We start from the raw sequence: 19,632 nt of genomic DNA on the forward strand, positions 1-19,632 counted from the left end.
GAACGATGAAAGTAGGTATTATTGGTGCGATGGAAGAAGAAGTAGAACTTCTACGCGCGCAAATTGAAAACCCGAATGTTTGTACAATCGCTCATTGTGAAATGATTGAAGGAATATTGGAAGGTACAGAAGTTGTTCTCGTTAAAAGCGGCATTGGAAAAGTGAATGCGGCATTAGCGACGACACTGTTATTAAACAGTTATGCACCAGATGTTGTCATTAACACAGGTTCAGCGGGTGGCTTTGGAGAAGGACTGACAGTCGGAACGATTGTTATTTCGGACGAAGTGACGCATCACGATGCGGATGCAACAGTGTTCGGATATGTGTACGGTCAAATTCCACAAATGCCAGAAACATTTAAATCAGATGCTCGTTTAATGGAAGTGGCGCAAGAAGCAGTGGCGGAAATTGGAGAGCATCCGTCAGCAATCGGCTTAATCGCTTCAGCAGATACTTTTATGGCTGATCCAGCACTCGTTGAAAAAACACGTGCTCGTTTCCCGAAAATGATTGCAGCAGAGATGGAAGCGGCAGCGGTTGCACAAATTTGCTACCAGTTTGGAACACCGTTCGTCGTCATCCGTGCACTTTCTGATATTGCAGGGGTAGAATCGAATATTAGTTTTGATGAATTTTTACCAGTAGCAGCAAAACATTCAACGGAAATCGTTTTACGTGTTTTGTCGAAATTAAATTAATTTCGTGGTAAAATAAGATTACGTATTGGAAGACAGGGAGGTCATCGTCATGTTTGGATTAATGTTAGGTGTCTTTTTACTATCTACTTTATTAACAGCAATTATTGCATTTGAAGTACGCGAAAATTAATTTTGAAGAGGGTGTTTCCAACAAAGAGGGTCTTCCTCATCAAGTAGGAAACTCCCTTTTTCTTTTGTTGAAAGAGAGGGATTTCATTGCTTCGACGCTTTACCCCGACCGCTTACACGAAATCATTTCGTGATATTACGCCAGAACGTTTGCAAGAGCGTGGTATTCGAGCTGTCATTACCGATTTAGATAATACATTAATTGAATGGAACCGCGCGCATGCGACAGACGAAGTCATCGCTTGGATTCGCTCGATTGAACGCGCAGGTATTCAGGTCATTTTAATGAGTAATAACAATGAGGAACGAGTGAATATTTTTGCTGAGCCTCTCGGAGTACGCTATATTGCGCGTGCGAATAAGCCGTTGCAAGGCGCTTATAAAAAAGCACGTCAAATGCTTCAAGTGAAAGATTCAGAAATCGTCTGTGTCGGTGATCAGTTAATGACGGATATTTTAGGCGCAAATCGCGCGCGATTACAGTCGATTCTCGTATTACCAATTGTCACTTCTGATGCGAAAGCGACGAAATTTAATCGGTTCGTAGAAAGTAAAATTATGAAGAAATTAGTCCGTCAAGGATTGCAAGTGAAAGAAGGTCTCGTATGGAACAATTAATATGTATCGGCTGTGGAGTCGAGATTCAAACAGAAGATAAACAAAAAGAAGGGTATGCTCCTCCTTCTTCACTCGAAAAAGAAGAAGTCATTTGCCAACGTTGCTTCCGTTTACGCAACTATAATGAAATTGCACCCGTATCATTAACAGCTGATGACTTTTTGAAAATATTACATTCAATCGGTGAAAAAGATGCATTAATCGTAAAAATGGTCGACATTTTCGACTTTAACGGAAGCTGGATTGATGGGTTGCATCGATTTGTCGGAAAACAACCAATTTTGCTCATTGCGAACAAAGTGGATGTGTTACCGAAAGTCGTGAATCGCAATCGCTTAATTCATTGGATGCGTGCAGAAGCGAAACGTCTCGGTTTAAAGCCAGTGGACGTCGCACTCATTTCCGCGCATACAGGAGAAGGCGTGGAAGAAGCGATGGAACTTATTGAACAACATCGCAAACAGAAAGACGTTTATGTTGTCGGAACGACGAATGTCGGAAAGTCGACATTCATTAATAAAATTATCGAAACGGCGACAGGAGAAGGTGAAGTAATTACGACTTCTCATTTCCCTGGGACGACATTAGGCTTAGTTGAAATTCCGTTAGCGGACGGTCAGTATATGATCGACACACCAGGCGTAATTAATGATCATCAAATCGTTCATTATTTAAATCCGAAAGAGTTGAGCTTAACGCTTCCGAAAAAAGAACTAAAGCCAAAAGTGTATCAGTTGAATGAACAGCAAACGATTTTTATCGGTGGCTTTGCGCGCTTTGACTTTGAACAAGGCTCACGCAATGCATTTACATTTTACGTGTCGAATCAAATCCCGCTTCACCGTACAAAATTAGAAAATGCAGATGAACTGTATGACAATCATAAAGGGAAGATGTTGGCTCCCCCTTCTATTGAAACGTTAGAAGCGATGCCACCTTTTACAAAATATCAGTATTCGATTAAAGAGCCGACAGATATCGTCATTTCAGGTTTAGGTTGGATTACAGTACAGCAACCCAATGTTGTCGTATCGGTACATGCACCGAAAGGGATTGCTGTACTCGTTCGTCCATCAATCATTTAACAGGGGGAAGGACAATGAAGAAATGGTTTGCGGTCATCGGGGATCCGATTGCACAATCGATGTCACCGACGATGCACGAAGCGTGGCTTCAACAAAATGAAGTGGACGCTTCGTACATTCCGATTCATGTGCCAAGAGGGACCGTGGAAGAAGCGGTCCGCAGCTTGAAAACATTAGGTTGTTCAGGTTGGAATGTGACAGTTCCACATAAAGAAGCAATCATTCCATATTTGGATGAGATCGACCCGCTCGCTGAAGCGATGCAAGCGGTAAATACCGTCGTCGTAAAAGAAGGACGACTTCACGGTTACAATACTGATGGAGTCGGATTTGTCGCTTCTTTACGAGAGACGTTTCCCGAAGTAGAAGCAGATGCAGAAATCTTAATTGTCGGTGCTGGGGGCGCGGCGAAAGGAATTAGTTACGCTCTTTGCCGAGATGGGTTTCGCAATATGACGATTGCGAATCGCACGTATGAAACGGCCGAACAGTTAAGTGATCAGTTGAACGCATCTGCGATGACACTTAGTGAAGCAGAACAACAACTCGCACAATTCGACATTATCGTTCAAACGACATCGGTCGGAATGGTGCATAGTCAAGAAGGAAGTCCACTTGACGTTTCGCGATTAAAACGTGGTACAATTGTGGCAGATATTATTTATAACCCTTTGCAGACTGAGCTGATGAAACAAGCGAAAGCATTGGGAGGCAAAACGATGAACGGCATTGGAATGTTCGTTCATCAAGGAGCGATTGCATTTCAGCATTGGCTCGATATTCAACCGGATACGGAGCAAATGACTGCACGTATTCGTCAACAACTAGGAGGCAACTCATGCTAACAGGAAAACAGAAAAGATTTTTACGCAGTAAAGCCCATCATTTGAACCCGATCTTCCAAATTGGAAAAAGTGGGTTAACGGAGCAGATGATTTTTGAAATAGAAGCGGCACTCGAAGTACGCGAATTGATCAAAGTATCAATGCTTCAAAATTGTGAAGAACCGAAAGAGGACATTCAAGCAAAATTTGAAGAAGCGGGTATCGAAGTCGCACAACAAATCGGTAATATTTTCGTTTTATATAAAGAGTCAGAAGAGAATAAAATGATTAAATTGCCATAAGGAGTTATTATGCGAAGAATAAAAAAAGTAGGCATTTTAGGTGGTACTTTTAATCCACCTCATAATGGACATATTAAAATGGCTCAAACCGTCATGGAAGCCTTAAAATTAGACGAAGTGCGCTTTATGCCAAATGCGATTGCACCTCATAAGCACGTTCAAGAAGACGTCAGTGCAGATATGCGCTTGCGCATGGTCGAACTTATTTGTTGGCCCTACGAACGTTTTTTTCCATTCAATTATGAAATTCGCAAAGGTGGATTATCTTACACGTATGACACGATGAAAGATTTATCAGAAAGCGAACATTTTACTCATTTTTATTTCATCATCGGTGGCGATATGATCGACACATTGGAAACATGGCATGAAATTGACGCGCTTAGCGAGCTCGTTACATTTGTTGGTGTCATGCGTCCAGGAACAAAAGGGTTGTCAAAATATCCTGTCGAAATTGTCGAGATGGAGCCTATGGACATTTCGTCTACGATGATTCGCGAAAAAGTAGCGCGTGGTGAATCGATTTCTCATTTAGTACCACTCGCCATTGAACAAATTATCCGTGAGGAGGGGTTATATGACGTTTGAGGCGATGCAGAAGAAAGTTGCGACTTACCTCGATGAAAAACGTTATGCCCACGTATTGCGTGTTGTCGAAATGGCAGAAAAATTAGCAGAACGTCATGGTGTATCTGTAGAGCGAGCGAAAACGGCTGCACTACTACATGATGTTGCGAAAAACATGCCGAAAGAAGAATTGCGTCAAGCGATTGAGCAGTCAGGCCGTGATTTAGAAGTGCTCACTTTTCATCATGAACTATGGCATGCAAAAGTCGGCGCTATTATAGCGAGAGACGAATTCGGAATAGAAGAAGAATGCATATTGGATGCGATTCGTTACCATACGACGGGACGCGCACAAATGACGAGTTTAGAAATGGTCATCTATTTAGCAGATCTTGTTGAAGAAGGTCGTAATTTTCCAACGGTGGAACAGTTGCGTCAAGTAGCATTTGATGAAGTATTAGAAAATGCGATGGCCATTGCAATTCGCCATTCAATTCAATTTTTAGCTTCAAAAAGTGTTGCGATTTATCCAGATTCATTTGAATGTTACAATGAACATATGTTAAAGAAAGGGAAGTGACCAATTTTGACATTATTACAATCAGTGTACGAAGCGATCGATAATAAACGAGGAGAAGATATCATCGTTTTAAACATGGAAGGCATTTCTCCACTCGCGGATCAATTCATTATCACGCATGCAAATTCAGAACGTCAAGTACAAGCGATCGCGCGTGAAGTGAGCGATGCAGCATCTAAATTAAATCACCATGCGAAACGTCTCGAAGGTTTAGACGGTGGTCGTTGGGTTTTAATTGATTTAGGAGATATTGTCGTTCACGTCTTTCATCGCGACGAGCGCACGCATTACAATTTAGAAAAATTGTGGCGTGATGCTCCTTTAATGGAAGTTGAGATGAGTCAATGAGTTCGTATACAGAATTTGCAACCATCTATGATCGATTGATGGTCACGATTCCGTACGATGAATATGTTACGATGATCGAGCGAGCGAGCCAAACTTCGCTCGCTTCTTTACATATTTTAGACCTAGGGTGCGGAACGGGGACATTGACCGAAAAGTTAGCAGCACAAGGAGCGCATGTGACAGGCATCGATTTATCGGAACAGATGATTGAAATCGCGAAAAATAAAAAAGGCGCTCAAGCTCATTATGAAGTCTGCGCCATGCAAGACTTTCAATTAGAAGAGAAGTACGATCTCATCGTCTGCGCAATTGACGCGCTCAATTATTTAACGACTTGGGAAGAAGTCGTCACGACATTTGAGCGGGTATATGCGCATTTAAAAGAAGGCGGAACATTTATTTTTGATGTGCATAGTTTAGAAAAAATGGCAATTTTATATGAGGAAAGTCCATTTACCTACGACGATGGCGAGGTCGCTTACATTTGGGAAACCGAAGAAGACGAAGAACCGAATGCCATCATTTCACACCTTGCTTTTTTTGTAGAACAAGAAGAAGGGATCTATCGTCGCTTTGACGAAACGCATCGTCAACAGACATATCCGTATGAGCATTATGCGCATGCTTTACAAAATATCGGATTTACGATTGAAATGATCACAGCAGATTGGTCGTTGACACCTCCTAATGAAGAGAGTGAACGTATTTTTTTCCAAGTGAAAAAGTAAAATCTTTTCATTTATTCAGGTAAAAATAAAAAATGAACGAAAAAGCACATGTCGTTTCTTTTTCGTTATAGTAAAAGTGACTCCGTACAGATTCGAAAGCAGGTGACGAAATGTTATCGAAAATTCGAGATGAATGGCGTCACTTTCTTCCTTATATTTTAGCAACTGTTGTCGTTCTTATTTTAATTGGTAGGCGTTTTATGACAGCTGACGCTTCATTACCTGTCGCGATGTTCGATGATTCTTCTGAAGAATTTTCGATGGAAGAAGTAGAGAATGCTTCATTTGATGAACGAGAGGACATTGTCGTTGAAATAAAAGGGGCAGTCGCACGTCCTGGACTGTATGAATTAAAAGAAGGGGCACGTCTCTATGAGGCGATTCAAAAGTCAGGAGGATTTTTGGAAGAAGCAGATGACCGTCTATTAAATTTAGCGGAGCGATTAGAAGATGAGAGGAGTATTTATGTCCCGTATGAAGGGGAAATTGAATTTGAAGTCGCTATGGAAACGACAAAGAATTCTTCAGAAGAGAAGGGACAAAAAATTAATATAAATCAAGCGGATGCGAATGAGCTGATGCAAATTCCGAATATCGGCCCGAAAAAAGCGGAAGCGATTTTAGAATACCGCGACCGCGTCGGAAAATTTCAAGATGTGCGCGATTTATTAGAAGTGTCAGGTATCGGTGAGAAAACATTACAAAATATCGAGCCGTTTATTACGGTGAAATGAGAAAGGTGAATCTGTATGGAGCGTATTACGTGGGAGCAATTTTTTATGGCCCAAAGCCATTTACTCGCTGTTCGAAGCACTTGTACTCGTCTTTCAGTAGGCGCGACAATCGTGCGAGAAAACCGTATTATTGCAGGGGGATATAACGGTTCGATTACCGGGGGAGAACATTGTATCGATGTCGGCTGTTACGTCGTCGACAATCATTGTGTCCGCACGATTCATGCTGAGATCAATGCGTTATTGCAATGTGCTAAATACGGGAGTCCCGTTCAAGGCGCGACATTATATGTTACGCATTTCCCTTGCTTGCAATGTACGAAGGCGATCGTTCAATCAGGCATTGAACGCGTTTATTACGCGGAAGATTATAAAAATGATCCGTATGCGAAACAGTTATTTCAAGAAGCGGGTATCGTGACGAAAAAAATTCCGTTTGATGCACGCAATGTCGACTTTTTACAAGATGAGAAATTAATATTGATCGAGCAACTATTAGAAAAACTCGAACAGCAAGGAGATGAAACATTGCCTCACTACCGAGAGCAGGTGGAGCAATTATTCAACTTAAAGAAATAAGACCTTTTCATAGTGCCATTGCGATACTATGGGCGGCCATTGCATCGTATGAAGCACTCGATGTGGTGACCGCCTTTTTAGCATGGTTTCTCATGTACATGTTGCTTAAAATACCGTTCCGTTTATTACTCGTCTATAGTGCGATTTATATCGTGAGCACGATGTACTTTCAAACGACGATTCCGAGCGAGCGATTAGACAGTGAACAACTGCTCGAAGTGACGGGCACGAATCAAATAAAAATAGACGGAGATCGTTTGAGAGGGTTCGTGCAATATGAAGGAGAATTTATTTATGTGACCTATCGAATTTCTTCAGAAGAAGAAAAAATGAGACTCGAGCGATTCCAATGGCAAGATGCAGCGTTACGATTGCGCTTAGCTCCGTCTGAATTACAAAGGTCGAGCCATCCGTATGCTTTTCAAATGGCGCATTATTTAAAGATGAACCGAGCGAATCATTACGCCGAAATTATAGAGTTCGTTCATTTAGAAGAGCAAAAGACGTGGCGCAGTACGTTAGAGTCTTGGCGTGAACAGTTACGGAAACAAATTGAGCACATCTTTCCGCAAGATTTACATTGGGAAGCGAAAGCTTTATTGATCGGAGATAAATCAGACTTTACGACGGAAATTAACGAGCAACTTCAAATTCTCGGCATCTCTCATTTATTGGCGATCAGTGGACTACATGTTAGTCTCGTCATGTTACTTATTCGTGGAACCCTTCTACGGTTGCGTATGACGCACGAGACGACGCATTATTTGTTACTCGTTACTTTGCCACTGTATGCGATAATCGCAGGTGCGAGTCCGTCTGTATTGCGTGCTAGTTTAATGGCTTTTTTCGTCTTATTATTTTTAAAACCAGGCAGTAAATTATCGCCGATTGATGCGCTCAGTTACAGTGCAATTGCCTTATTATTCTGGAAGCCGACATTGTTTTACTTTCCGGGATTCCAGCTATCGTACGGAGCAGCATTAACGATTATTTTAAGTGCACAACTATTGCGACGCGTAAAGAATCCAGTCGTTCAATTATTCCTCATCTCGCTCTTTACCCAACTTAGTTTATACCCGATTTTACTCTTCCATTTTTATGAGTTTTCCGTATCCTCGATCGTCATCAATATTTTATATGTACCGATTTATTCCTCTTTCGTTTTACCTTCTTATTTAATCATTTTATGTACGTCTTATTTTCTTCCATTATTTAGCGAATGGTACGTAATGATATTCGTTCCGATTCAGCGTTTTCTTTTGCAAGTGACTGGAATGTTAGCAGAGTTACCTTATCAAATGTGGGTAGGTGGAGCGATTTCTGTAACGGTTATGGGTGGTATTACACTTAGTATTTTATATGCTTTTATCGCGCTAGAACGCAAACAATGGAAACGAGCGATCTTTATTTTCGTCATTCCTTTTATTTTATTAGAGAGCCGTCCGTATTGGAACGAGGAACTCGTCGTGACATTTATCGATGTCGGACAAGGCGATAGTATTTTAATTGAGTTGCCTCATCGACAAGGGGTGTATCTCGTCGATGCAGGTGGAGTGTTGCGCTATGAACAAAAAGAAGCGTGGAAAGAGCGGCAATCGCTATATGAAGTCGGTCGTCAAGTCGTCGTGCCTTTATTGAAAGCGAAGCAAATGACAACGCTTGATACTTTATTCGTAACGCATGCCGATAGCGATCATATGGAAGGAGCGGATGAAGTGATGGAGCGGGTACGTACGAAATTGATCGTTTATCCCCCAGGAAGTGAACAAAAAGAGTTGATGGCCGAGTTGTTAAATCTCGCAGATGAGCGGAAGGTTGCTCATCAACCGATCACAGCACCGAAACAATGGCAAGTCGGCAAGACGACATTTCGCCTATTGTGGCCCCATCAGGATGCAATCATAACAGATGACAATGATCGCTCTCTCGTATTAGAAATCATTCATGGGGAATATACGATTTTATTAATGGGTGATTTAGAAGAAGAGATGGAGCGACAATTAGCTAAAAACTATGAGAGGCGACCGGGAACGTATGTTTTAAAAGCGGGGCATCACGGGAGTCGCACGTCGACGACAGAAGAGTGGGTGCAAGCGACGAGACCTGATGAAGCGGTCATTTCAGCAGGACGTCACAATCGCTACGGGCATCCTCATGAAGAAGTCATCGAGCGATTGAAGTCGCATCAGGTGAACATTCGTTCAACCGCTGAAGAAGGGACGATTGAATATCGATTCAAATAAAAAAATGGTAGTCGAAAATCGACATACCATTTTTTTATTATAGACTTCCAACGAGGTCGATAATTGTAGCAATTACAAAGATACTCGAGAAACCGAGGAAAGCTACTACGAAACCGACAGCTGAGTCGTTGAAGTCATTGCGTTTACATTGAACGTCTTTTTCAAATTCATTCATTGCTACACCTCCTAGTTACTTCTCTAATTATAGATGATTCAATTTGAAAAAGCTAGAGCAACTAGAGAAATGCAACAGAACTCGAAATTTTGACACAATTCATTGCAGAAAGAAATCGAGATTCCTCTTCAAAGTCGAAAAGCCATCATGTATACTACTAGAAGAAGTGAGGAGGATGACAATGGCTCAAAAGGTTTGGCAAGCGATCGATAAAGGAGAGCTAGCGTCAATCTATTTAATCGTCGGGGAAGAACAGATGACACATGATGAGACGATTCGTCGTATCGAAAAAAAAATGCGCGAAAAGGGCGAACTCGAAAAGTTTACGTATGATTTGGAACAAGTTCCTGTTGAAGCGGTAGTCGAAGAGGCAGATACCGTTCCTTTTTTTTCGGATTATAAACTCATCATTGCAAAAAATGCAGCGTTTTTAAAAGCTGAACAGAAAAGTAGGGAAAAAATCGACCATCGTTTAGGCGATTTAGAAAAATGGTTAACACATCCTTCACCGACAGCGATTACGATTTTTACCGCACCGTATGAAAAAGTGGATAATCGTAAAAAAATTACAAAATTAATGAAAGAAAAAGCGACACTTGTAGAAGCTGAACGATTATCAGCGCAAGATTTAGTCGCTACATTACTTTCTTATGCGAGCAAAGAAAATGTGCATTTGTCAAAAGAAACAGCAGAATTTTTTGTAGCGCGCGTAGGAGAGAACTTAACATTGTTACATCAAGAGTTGATGAAATTAGCAACGACAGTAGGAGAAGGCGAAGAGATTACAGAAGAACTCATCCGTCAATTTGTAACGCGTACGCCAGAAATGGATGTCTTTACGTTGACGAATGCCTTCGTGCAGCGCAATGTGAGTGAAGCGATTCGCATATACAGAGATTTATTAGCGAACGGAGAAGAGCCGATCATGTTGACGGCGCTCATTGCAGGGCAAATTCGTCTCATGCTCAATGTTGCGACATTGCAAAGAAAAGGGCTAGAACAGCAAAGTATCGCACAGCAGTTAAAAGTGCATCCGTTCCGTGTGAAGCTCGTCATGCAAAATCGACAAAAACCGACGGAAGAACAATTATTTCGAGCATTGGATGCCATTGCGACGGTCGATTATCAGTTGAAGACTTCATCGATGAACCGCGAACAAATTATTGAACTATTTTTAATGAAAGCATAAAAAAAGCAATTTGTGTCGAAAATCGACCAAATTGCTTTTTTATTATGCTTTTTTCATGAGACGTGATTTTTGACGAGCTGCAGTGTTTTTATGGATTAAACCTTTAACTGCTGCTTTGTCTAAACGTTTAACAGCGTCTTGTAAAAGAGCTGTAGCGTTTTCGTCTTTCGCTTCGAGAGCAGTTTCCGCTTTGCGGATTGCTGTACGCATCGCTGCTTTATAGTTTGAGTTTTGAGCGTTCACTTTTTCGCTTTTACGAACGCGTTTGATCGCACCTTTAATGTTTGGCATGAATTTCACCTCCACTTGCTGGATAGAAGAGTCTTCCCTCTTAAAACATAATTCGGATATCTCTTTACAACAAGCATTATTTTAACAAATAAAAAAGGGCTTTGCAATGCTTAAGTGTAAAGAAAGTTCTCTTTACGCTAAAAATATATTTTTTCACACGGCTCCACTCGTTATTGAAGTGTGAAGCGTTCACTGTTATACTTACTTGTAGCATATTTAGGAGTGAACTGACGATGAACAATAGTGAAAGATTAAATCGCCAAAAAAATATTCGAAACTTTTCGATTATCGCCCATATTGACCACGGGAAATCGACATTAGCGGACCGTATTTTAGAAAAGACGGAAACGCTCACGAACCGTGAAATGAAAACACGGACGCTCGATTCAATGGAATTAGAACAAGAGCGTGGCATTACGATCAAATTGAATGCTGTACAATTATCGTACACGGCAAAAGATGGAGAAGAATACACTTTCCATTTGATTGATACACCAGGACACGTCGATTTTACATATGAAGTGTCACGAAGTTTAGCTGCGTGTGAAGGAGCCATTCTAGTAGTCGACGCGGCGCAAGGAATCGAAGCACAAACGTTGGCGAACGTTTATTTAGCGCTTGATAATGATTTAGAAATTTTGCCCGTCATCAACAAAATTGATTTGCCAGCCGCTGACCCGGAGCGCGTGAAGCAAGAAGTGGAAGATGTCATCGGACTTGACGCATCGGAAGCGGTTCTTGCATCAGCGAAAGCAGGCATCGGAATTGAAGAAATTTTAGAACAAGTTGTTGAAAAGGTTCCGGCCCCACAAGGCGACCCTGCCGCACCGTTAAAAGGATTAATTTTCGACTCTCATTATGACCCGTATAAAGGGGTTATCGTATATTTACGAATCATCGACGGAACGGTAAAACCAGGAGATAAAATCCGCATGATGGCGACAGGCAAAGAGTTCGAAGTCGTTGAAACGGGAGTCTTCACACCGCATGCGACAAATCGCGATGAATTGACAGTAGGAGACGTCGGATATTTATCGGCGGCGATCAAAAATGTCGGAGATACACAAGTCGGGGATACTGTCACACATGTTGAAAACCCGACAGAAGAACCGCTAGACGGATACCGTCGTATGAATCCGATGGTCTTCTGTGGACTATATCCGATCGATACGTCAAAATATGTCGATTTGCGTGAAGCGCTAGAAAAATTAGAGTTAAACGACTCAGCATTAGAATATGAAGCAGAAACGTCACAAGCGCTCGGTTTCGGATATCGCTGTGGATTTTTAGGTTTGCTCCATATGGAAATTATTCAAGAGCGTATTGAGCGTGAATTCGGCATCGACCTCATTACGACAGCACCATCTGTTATTTACAATGTTGTCACAACAGACGGCGAACAATTGAAAGTCGATAACCCATCATTCATGCCAGAACAACAAAAAGTAGACTATGTGGAAGAGCCTTATGTGAAAGCATCGATCATGGTTCCAGAAACGTATGTCGGCGCTGTAATGGAACTTTGCCAACAAAAACGCGGAAACTTCATGACGATGGATTATTTAGACGCAACACGTGTCAACGTTATTTATGAATTACCGCTCGCAGAAATTGTTTACGACTTCTTCGATCAATTGAAATCACAAACGAAAGGGTATGCATCGTTAGACTATGAAATGATCGGATACAAACCTTCTAAACTTGTGAAGATGGATATTTTATTAAACGGGGAAAAAGTCGACGCATTGAGCTTCATCGTACACCGTGACTTCAGCTACGAGCGCGGAAAAGCAATCGTTGAAAAATTGCGCGAACTCATCCCACGTCAACAATTCGAAGTGCCTGTCCAAGCAGCAATCGGACAAAAAATCGTCGCACGCTCGACGATCAAATCCCTCGGTAAAAACGTCTTAGCAAAATGTTACGGTGGTGACATTTCACGTAAGCGTAAATTGTTAGAAAAACAAAAAGAAGGTAAGAAACGAATGAAACAAGTCGGTTCTGTCGAAATTCCTCAAGAAGCGTTCATGGCTGTCTTGAAAATGGACGAAGATTAAATCGATGTTCCCCTCCGCCTATTGCGTGAGGGGATTTTTTGTTTGAATTTGTTCTCTCTAGAAAGACATTTGTTTTATTTTTAAATAAAAACGCTTTAATATCAATGTTTCTTGTGTTTTACAGAAAGACTACTCTTGACAAAGTATTCAAACTATTTTAAGATGTAATCAATCAAATAAAATTCCTTATCAAGAGCAGGGGAGGAACTGGTCCTATGATCCTGCGGCAACCACCTATGAAAGGGAACGGTGCTAATTCCAGCAAGCTTAGCTTGAAAGATGAGGAAGAGTGCGCTGAAATACAATCAACCTCTCTTCCTACAACGGAAAGAGAGGTTTTTACTATGACGACATATGTAGAACAACGAGAGATTGAGACACGAGTAGAAGAAATAGCAGAGCAGGTGGAACTTATTAAAATTTATTTCGGGGCCTTTCGCACGGATATTTTATACGGTGACCATGCAAGTGCGTTTTGGAAAGCGTGGCAAACGCAAAAAGACGAATGGTTAGAAGTAGAATTGGAAGACGGTCAAATTCATTATTACAAGCGCTCGACCATTCAACGTGTCGATTGTTTCGGAGCTAAGTAGAGACAAGCACATAAAGCCGACGTTCATCTTTTTTATAAAGTGCGATGAAATGTTCATACCGGTCGTGCTGCAAATGCTCATACACATCACCTATTTCCGCTTCAATCGTAAAGAACGTAGGAATTTGTTTTAAGACGGCATCGATATGAAAGTTTGCATCTGTCACCCCTTCCGCGTCCAGTGTAGAAAATAAAGACGGAAACGAAACATCTTCGTCATACGAGTAGACAGCGATTATTTGAAATGGTGATTTCTCAAGATGAACAATTTGCTCAGACGTAAAGTTTTTTGGTAAATGGACATTGAAGCGTTTTTCGTATTCGGGAAATGGAGAGCGCGTCGTATTGAAATAAAAGATGAAGCCAATCAATGTTAAAACCGTAAGTAACGTGATACTTCTTTTCAAAGAATGCACACCTTTCAAATGTAGTTGTTCGTTAAGTTGTGAACTGAAATTCGTATATTTTTCACATTTTTCCTTTAAGATTCGTGTAATTGAACAATATTGGAGGAGTTGGATGAGAAAACGATTATTCGTGCTCTGTTTTGTAGCACTGTTGACATTAGTAGGCTGTTCAAATGAATCGGCTTCAGAAGAAAGTGTAGACGTCGAACCAATTACGTCGATTGAGCAATACAATCGCATGACTGAACAACAACTCGTCGATGCATTAGGAGAACCGTTACAGAAAGAAGAGGTCGTTTGGACGACACCTTCGAACGGTCAACAAATTACATTGCATCAATGGCATTATGAAGTAGATACAATTCCAGCTACTTTTTTCATCGTCGACCATGAAGTCGTTCGTTTAAACTATTATATCGCACAATGGGACGAAACGTTACAAGCGAATGATGCGGAGCAACTCATGGCATATTTATCACTTGAACCAGAAGGAGAAGCATATCGCATTCGTGTCGATAACGAAAAAAATATGCAAATTGCATGGCCTAAACCAACGATTGACGAAGTTTATGCGAAACATCAACGGGGCGATATTCAAGAGATTCGAATTACGTATGATATGACACCGTTTTAATTTGTACAAATATAAAAAATCGACTACAATGAAAGAACGAAATGTGAAAAGAGGGCGTATCCTGCCCTCTTTTTTTGCATGGATTGGAGGGATTGACATGAGAGGATTGTATATTCATATCCCATTTTGTCATCAAATTTGTTTTTATTGTGATTTTAATAAAGTATTTTATGCAAACCAACCGGTCGATGCATATATTGAAGCGCTCGGTATGGAATTACAACAATATGCCAAGTATACCGATGAATTAGAAACAGTATTTATCGGAGGAGGAACGCCTACTGCTTTAACGGTTGAACAATTGGACCGGCTACTCACATTGATTGAGCGTGTCGTCGATCCAAATACGTTGCGCGAGTATACGATTGAAGCGAACCCGGATGAATTGACGCGCGAAAAATTACAACTATTATACGCGCGTGGGGTTCGTCGTTTAAGTATCGGTGTGCAAAGCTTCAACGACGAATTATTAAAAAAAATCGGACGTACCCATAGCGCGCATCACGTGGAAGAAGTGATTCAAACAGCGCGCAACGTCGGATTTGAAAATATAAGCATCGATTTAATTTATGCGCTACCCGAACAGACGATGGACGATTGGAAAGAAACGGTTCGGCATGCCCTCGCTTTGGATCTCCCACATTACTCAGCATACAGTTTAATCATTGAACCGAAGACGCGTTTTTACAATTTAAAAAATAATAATCAATTAAAACTTGTCGATGCTTCGGTAGAAGGGGATATGTTTACGTATGTCATGGAACAAATGGAGCATGCAGGACGTATACAGTATGAAGTAAGTAATTTTGCGTATCCTGGAGCAGAATCCATTCATAATTTAATTTATTGGGAAAATGACGAGTATGGTGGAGTCGGAGCTGGTGCGCATGGTTATATCGATGGAGAACGTTATTCGAACATTGGGCCACTCACTCATTATTTAAAAGCGGTCGAAGCGGGAGAACGTCCTGTGAAAGATACGCATCGTGTTACATTACAAGAACGGATGGAGGAAGAAATGTTTCTAGGCTTGCGCATGAGAAAAGGTGTATCTTCTTCGCACTTTGAAAAAAAGTTTGGACAGTCTTTACAAAATATTTACGGTTCTGTGCTCACCCGATTAATAGAAGATGGGTATCTCACATATGAAGAGGAGCATTATCGATTGACGACAAAGGGTTTATATAATGGAAATGACGTATTTGAGCAATTTTTGCTTACGGAATGAGCCTAATCATTGACAGTTATAAAGAGATTTGATAAATTAGAATCAGTGTTAGCACTCTAATGAATCGAGTGCTAAAGGGAGTGATGAGCAATGTTGACAAATCGACAATTGTTAATTTTACAACTGACGGTGAATGATTTTATTGAATCAGCTCAACCTGTAGGCTCAAGGCAATTATCCAAAAAGCCAGAAGCTCCATTTAGTCCTGCGACCATTCGCAATGAAATGGCTGACTTAGAGGAATTGGGATTTTTAGAGAAGACACATACGTCATCTGGAAGAATTCCATCTGAAAAAGGATATCGTTATTATGTCGATCACTTGTTGAAGCCAGTAAAGCTCAACCAAGAAGATCAGCATTACGTGCGTTCCGTCTTTGAAGAGACGTTTAATGAATCGGAAGAATTAATTCGAAAATCAGCGACAATTTTGTCTGAACTGACGAATTACACTTCAGTTTTACTCGGACCAGACACTTCCGCACATACGATTAAGCAATTTGCGATTGTGCCTCTAAATGAGAGCAAAGCAGTAGCGATTATCGTAACGGATACTGGACAAGTGGAAAATCGTCTTTTTGACGTGCCGGTTCATTTGCATGTGAACGATATCGAAAAGATGGTCAATATATTAAATGACCGTCTCATCGGTACTCCGTTAAGTCAATTGCAAGCGAAACTCGCAACAGAAGTGTACACTTTACTTCGTGAGCATATTCAAGAGGCTGATTCACTATTTCGCTCATTGAACCAGGCGATGGCAATCGAGCAAGAAGAACGATTGTTTTTCGCAGGTAAGATGAACATGATGAAACAACCTGAATTTCATGATTTAAACAAAGTGGAACTACTATTCAATTTAATGGATCAAAAAACACCAGCAGGAATTTTCTTTGATGATAAAGTGAATTTACCTGGAGTGCAAGTACGCATCGGTTCTGAGAACGTGCATGATGCCATGGAAGATTGCAGCTTAATTAGCGCGACATATGGAATTGGCGAATCATTCGCAGGCTCGATTGCAATTATCGGTCCAAAAAGAATGGATTACGGACGAGTCATTTCTGTATTAGATGCTATGAGTTTGTATTTATCCAAGCGCTTGACCGAATTTGAACCGAATCGAAAAGAGTCGTAAGGAGGAGAATGGCGTGCCAGAAAAAGAACAAGAGCAAACGCTCGAAGGAGTAACGGCAGAACAAGAAGAAACTTGTGAAGTGGAGCAAGACGAAGCATTAGAAAAGTCTCAAGAAGATGAAGAATTAGTAGAATCTCAAACAGATGAAGAAGTTGAAGAAGTGGATGAAGTAGCCGCTCTTGAACAACAACTTGCAGAAGAACAAAATAAATATTTGCGTTTGCTTGCAGACTTCGATAATTACCGACGTCGCCAAACACAAGAGGCTGACAATATGCGTAAATATCGCGCACAATCAGTTATTTCAGATTTATTAGCCGTTATTGATAACTTAGAACGTGCATTGGCAACAACGGTTGAATCGCAAGATGCTATCGCTTTAAAAGAAGGGGTAGAAATGGTTCAACGTACGTTGATGGAGGCTCTCGCCAAAGAAGGGCTTGAAGTGATTGAAGCGTTGGATCAACCATTCGATCCGAACGTGCATCAAGCAGTGATGACAGGCTCAGATAGTGAAAAAGAGTCAGGGATTGTCTTACAAGAGCTTCAAAAAGGGTATATGTTAAACGGTCGCGTCATTCGACCAGCAATGGTACAAGTGAACGAATAAATAGAGCGTTTAAATAACGAAAAACATTTAGGAGGAATTTTATTATGTCTAAAATTATCGGAATTGACTTAGGAACAACAAACTCAGTAGTATCAGTATTCGAAGGTGGCGAGCCGGTCGTCATTCCAACACCAGAAGGAAACCGTACGACAGCTTCAGTTGTAGCGTTTAAAGGCGACGAGCGTCAAGTTGGCGAAATTGCTAAGCGCCAATCGATTACGAATCCAAATACAGTCATGTCTGTAAAACGTCATATGGGAACAGACTACAAAGTAGACATTGACGGCACGAGCTACACACCACAAGAAATTTCGGCGATGATTCTTCAATATATGAAAGGATACGCTGAAGACTACTTAGGTGAAAAAGTAACGAAAGCAGTTATTACAGTACCTGCATACTTCAACGACGCGCAACGTCAAGCGACAAAAGATGCCGGAACGATCGCAGGACTCGAAGTAGAGCGTATCATTAACGAGCCAACTGCAGCAGCACTTGCATACGGACTCGATAAAACAGAAGAAGATCAAACAATCCTCGTCTATGACCTCGGTGGCGGTACGTTTGACGTATCGATTCTCGAACTCGGTGACGGTGTCTTCCAAGTACAAGCGACAGCTGGAGACAATAAACTCGGTGGAGATGACTTTGACGATGTCATTATCGACTTCTTAGTAGACGAATTCAAAAAAGAAAACGGCATCGACTTATCACAAGATAAAATGGCGATGCAACGTTTGAAAGATGCAGCTGAAAAAGCGAAAAAAGACTTATCAGGTGTAACGAGCACACAAATTTCATTACCATTTATCTCTCAAGGTGAAGCAGGTCCTTTACACTTAGAAACGTCATTAACACGTGCGAAATTCGATGAAATGACAGCACATTTAGTTGAGCGTTCAATGGTGCCAACACGCCAAGCGATGAAAGATGCAGGGCTCGACGCATCAGAAATCGACCGCGTTATTTTAGTGGGAGGATCAACGCGTATTCCAGCAGTCCAAGAAGCAATTAAAAAAGAAACAGGCAAAGAACCATATAAAGGTGTTAACCCTGACGAAGTCGTTGCAATGGGTGCAGCGGTACAAGGTTCAATCCTTGCAGGAGATACGAAAGATGTCGTCTTACTCGATGTCACACCACTTTCACTCGGAATCGAAACGATGGGTGGCGTATTCACAAAATTAATTGACCGCAACACGACAATTCCAACATCTAAATCAGAAGTGTTCTCAACAGCGGCAGATAACCAACCAGCTGTAGACATTCACGTATTACAAGGAGAGCGTCCGATGGCGGCAGACAACAAAACACTCGGCCGTTTCCAATTGACAGACATTCCACCAGCACCACGTGGTGTTCCACAAATTGAAGTGACATTCGATATCGATAAGAACGGTATCGTGACAGTTAAAGCGAAAGACTTAGGAACACAGAAAGAACAAAACATTACAATTGAATCAAGCTCAGGTCTTTCAGATGAAGAAATCGAACAAATGGTGAAAGATGCAGAAGCGAACGCAGAAGCGGATGAGAAGCGCAAAGAAGAAGCAGAACTACGCAATGGTGCAGACCAACTCGTCTTCCAAGTGGACAAAACAGTAGAAGAGCTCGGCGAAAACGTTCAAGAAGATGAAAAAACACAAATCGCTGACTTAAAAGCTGAACTTGAAAAAGCGATCGAAGACAATGATCTTGAAGCAATGAAAGCGAAGAAAGAAGAGCTTGAACAATTACTTCAAACAATCACAGTGCGCATGTATGAGCAAGCGCAACAACAAGCTCAACAAGCGCAAGGTGGCGAACAAGGTCCAGCAGACGATGGTGTAGTTGATGCAGACTTTGAAGAAGTAAAAGAAGATAAATAAGCGCGT

23 protein-coding genes and 1 riboswitch are annotated in these 19,632 nt (G+C 41.3%); of the genes, 20 read left to right on the forward strand and 3 right to left on the reverse strand.

Going from position 1 to position 19,632, the window contains the following annotated elements:
• The first annotated feature begins 5 nt into the window (after nucleotides 1-5).
• The 12 genes from mtnN (at nucleotide 6) to IRY55_RS02145 (ending at nucleotide 9,438) form a co-directional block, all read left to right on the forward strand.
• On the forward strand, nucleotides 6-701 hold the full coding sequence (gene mtnN, locus IRY55_RS02090) for a 5'-methylthioadenosine/S-adenosylhomocysteine nucleosidase (protein ID WP_194561597.1): 696 nt from the start codon (nucleotides 6-8) through the stop codon (nucleotides 699-701).
• Between the two features lie 216 nt (nucleotides 702-917).
• The gene (locus IRY55_RS02095) at nucleotides 918-1,448 is read left to right on the forward strand and encodes a YqeG family HAD IIIA-type phosphatase (RefSeq protein ID WP_194561598.1); all 531 of its coding nucleotides are present in this window, start codon (nucleotides 918-920) and stop codon (nucleotides 1,446-1,448) included.
• Entirely contained in the window at nucleotides 1,436-2,533 is a 1,098-nt protein-coding gene (yqeH, locus tag IRY55_RS02100) for a ribosome biogenesis GTPase YqeH (protein WP_194561599.1), read from the forward strand. The genes IRY55_RS02095 and yqeH overlap by 13 nt, the downstream gene beginning before the upstream one ends.
• Nucleotides 2,534-2,547: 14 nt before the next feature.
• Nucleotides 2,548-3,378, forward strand: coding sequence for a shikimate dehydrogenase (gene aroE / locus IRY55_RS02105; RefSeq protein WP_194561600.1), 831 nt, complete (start codon nucleotides 2,548-2,550; stop codon nucleotides 3,376-3,378).
• Nucleotides 3,372-3,659, forward strand: a complete 288-nt coding sequence (gene yhbY, locus IRY55_RS02110) for a ribosome assembly RNA-binding protein YhbY (RefSeq protein ID WP_194561601.1) — start codon at nucleotides 3,372-3,374, stop codon at nucleotides 3,657-3,659. The genes aroE and yhbY overlap by 7 nt, the downstream gene beginning before the upstream one ends.
• A 9-nt stretch (nucleotides 3,660-3,668) precedes the next feature.
• Nucleotides 3,669-4,247 carry a nicotinate-nucleotide adenylyltransferase gene (locus IRY55_RS02115; RefSeq protein ID WP_213086636.1) on the forward strand — a complete coding sequence of 193 codons (579 nt, stop codon included), beginning with the start codon at nucleotides 3,669-3,671 and terminating at the stop codon, nucleotides 4,245-4,247.
• Nucleotides 4,237-4,806: a bis(5'-nucleosyl)-tetraphosphatase (symmetrical) YqeK gene (gene yqeK / locus IRY55_RS02120; RefSeq protein WP_194561602.1), complete on the forward strand. Its 570-nt coding sequence runs from the start codon at nucleotides 4,237-4,239 to the stop codon at nucleotides 4,804-4,806. The genes IRY55_RS02115 and yqeK overlap by 11 nt, the downstream gene beginning before the upstream one ends.
• 3 nt (nucleotides 4,807-4,809) lie before the next feature.
• On the forward strand, nucleotides 4,810-5,154 hold the full coding sequence (gene rsfS, locus IRY55_RS02125; protein WP_194562364.1) for a ribosome silencing factor: 345 nt from the start codon (nucleotides 4,810-4,812) through the stop codon (nucleotides 5,152-5,154).
• Nucleotides 5,151-5,882, forward strand: coding sequence for a class I SAM-dependent DNA methyltransferase (locus tag IRY55_RS02130; RefSeq protein ID WP_194561603.1), 732 nt, complete (start codon nucleotides 5,151-5,153; stop codon nucleotides 5,880-5,882). The genes rsfS and IRY55_RS02130 overlap by 4 nt, the downstream gene beginning before the upstream one ends.
• 110 nt (nucleotides 5,883-5,992) lie before the next feature.
• A complete protein-coding gene (locus IRY55_RS02135) occupies nucleotides 5,993-6,616 on the forward strand; it encodes a helix-hairpin-helix domain-containing protein (RefSeq protein WP_194561604.1) in 624 nt (207 codons plus the stop codon).
• Nucleotides 6,617-6,631: 15 nt separating this feature from the next.
• The gene (locus tag IRY55_RS02140) at nucleotides 6,632-7,195 is read left to right on the forward strand and encodes a ComE operon protein 2 (protein WP_194561605.1); all 564 of its coding nucleotides are present in this window, start codon (nucleotides 6,632-6,634) and stop codon (nucleotides 7,193-7,195) included.
• Nucleotides 7,196-7,287: 92 nt separating this feature from the next.
• The gene (locus IRY55_RS02145) at nucleotides 7,288-9,438 is read left to right on the forward strand and encodes a DNA internalization-related competence protein ComEC/Rec2 (RefSeq protein ID WP_194561606.1); all 2,151 of its coding nucleotides are present in this window, start codon (nucleotides 7,288-7,290) and stop codon (nucleotides 9,436-9,438) included.
• Between the two features lie 37 nt (nucleotides 9,439-9,475).
• Here the strand turns inward: IRY55_RS02145 and IRY55_RS02150 are convergent, their stop codons facing one another.
• Nucleotides 9,476-9,613: a YqzM family protein gene (locus IRY55_RS02150; RefSeq protein ID WP_194561607.1), complete on the reverse strand. Its 138-nt coding sequence runs from the start codon at nucleotides 9,611-9,613 to the stop codon at nucleotides 9,476-9,478.
• A 181-nt stretch (nucleotides 9,614-9,794) separates the two neighbouring features.
• On the opposite strand from IRY55_RS02150, the gene holA reads away from it, so the two are divergent.
• Entirely contained in the window at nucleotides 9,795-10,802 is a 1,008-nt protein-coding gene (gene holA, locus IRY55_RS02155) for a DNA polymerase III subunit delta (RefSeq protein WP_194561608.1), read from the forward strand.
• 42 nt (nucleotides 10,803-10,844) lie between these two features.
• Here holA and rpsT read toward each other — a convergent pair whose 3' ends face one another.
• Nucleotides 10,845-11,093, reverse strand: coding sequence for a 30S ribosomal protein S20 (gene rpsT, locus IRY55_RS02160; RefSeq protein ID WP_194561609.1), 249 nt, complete (start codon nucleotides 11,091-11,093; stop codon nucleotides 10,845-10,847).
• Nucleotides 11,094-11,326: 233 nt separating this feature from the next.
• On the opposite strand from rpsT, the gene lepA reads away from it, so the two are divergent.
• Together lepA and IRY55_RS02170 are read left to right on the forward strand one after the other, a co-directional pair.
• Nucleotides 11,327-13,150, forward strand: coding sequence for a translation elongation factor 4 (gene lepA / locus IRY55_RS02165; RefSeq protein ID WP_194561610.1), 1,824 nt, complete (start codon nucleotides 11,327-11,329; stop codon nucleotides 13,148-13,150).
• A 183-nt stretch (nucleotides 13,151-13,333) separates the two neighbouring features.
• A riboswitch (SAM riboswitch) is annotated at nucleotides 13,334-13,436 on the forward strand.
• A gap of 58 nt (nucleotides 13,437-13,494) precedes the next feature.
• Nucleotides 13,495-13,743 carry a hypothetical protein gene (locus IRY55_RS02170; RefSeq protein WP_194561611.1) on the forward strand — a complete coding sequence of 83 codons (249 nt, stop codon included), beginning with the start codon at nucleotides 13,495-13,497 and terminating at the stop codon, nucleotides 13,741-13,743.
• Here IRY55_RS02170 and IRY55_RS02175 read toward each other — a convergent pair.
• On the reverse strand, nucleotides 13,736-14,149 hold the full coding sequence (locus tag IRY55_RS02175; RefSeq protein ID WP_194561612.1) for a hypothetical protein: 414 nt from the start codon (nucleotides 14,147-14,149) through the stop codon (nucleotides 13,736-13,738). The two genes, IRY55_RS02170 and IRY55_RS02175, sit on opposite strands and share 8 nt — an antisense overlap.
• A gap of 112 nt (nucleotides 14,150-14,261) precedes the next feature.
• On the opposite strand from IRY55_RS02175, the gene IRY55_RS02180 reads away from it, so the two are divergent.
• The 5 genes from IRY55_RS02180 to dnaK all read left to right on the forward strand — a co-directional run bounded on the left by IRY55_RS02180 (nucleotide 14,262) and on the right by dnaK (nucleotide 19,626).
• Nucleotides 14,262-14,783 carry a hypothetical protein gene (locus IRY55_RS02180; RefSeq protein WP_194561613.1) on the forward strand — a complete coding sequence of 174 codons (522 nt, stop codon included), beginning with the start codon at nucleotides 14,262-14,264 and terminating at the stop codon, nucleotides 14,781-14,783.
• Between the two features lie 97 nt (nucleotides 14,784-14,880).
• The gene (gene hemW / locus IRY55_RS02185; RefSeq protein ID WP_194561614.1) at nucleotides 14,881-16,011 is read left to right on the forward strand and encodes a radical SAM family heme chaperone HemW; all 1,131 of its coding nucleotides are present in this window, start codon (nucleotides 14,881-14,883) and stop codon (nucleotides 16,009-16,011) included.
• Between the two features lie 90 nt (nucleotides 16,012-16,101).
• Nucleotides 16,102-17,148 (forward strand): heat-inducible transcriptional repressor HrcA, encoded by a 1,047-nt coding sequence (gene hrcA / locus IRY55_RS02190; protein WP_194561615.1) that lies wholly within the window; start codon nucleotides 16,102-16,104, stop codon nucleotides 17,146-17,148.
• 13 nt (nucleotides 17,149-17,161) lie between these two features.
• Entirely contained in the window at nucleotides 17,162-17,758 is a 597-nt protein-coding gene (gene grpE / locus IRY55_RS02195; protein ID WP_194561616.1) for a nucleotide exchange factor GrpE, read from the forward strand.
• Nucleotides 17,759-17,802: 44 nt separating this feature from the next.
• On the forward strand, nucleotides 17,803-19,626 hold the full coding sequence (dnaK, locus tag IRY55_RS02200) for a molecular chaperone DnaK (protein ID WP_194561617.1): 1,824 nt from the start codon (nucleotides 17,803-17,805) through the stop codon (nucleotides 19,624-19,626).
• The last annotated feature ends 6 nt before the right edge of the window (nucleotides 19,627-19,632 follow it).

This window comes from Savagea serpentis, from assembly GCF_015351395.1.
GTDB lineage: Bacteria > Bacillota > Bacilli > Bacillales_A > Planococcaceae > Savagea > Savagea serpentis.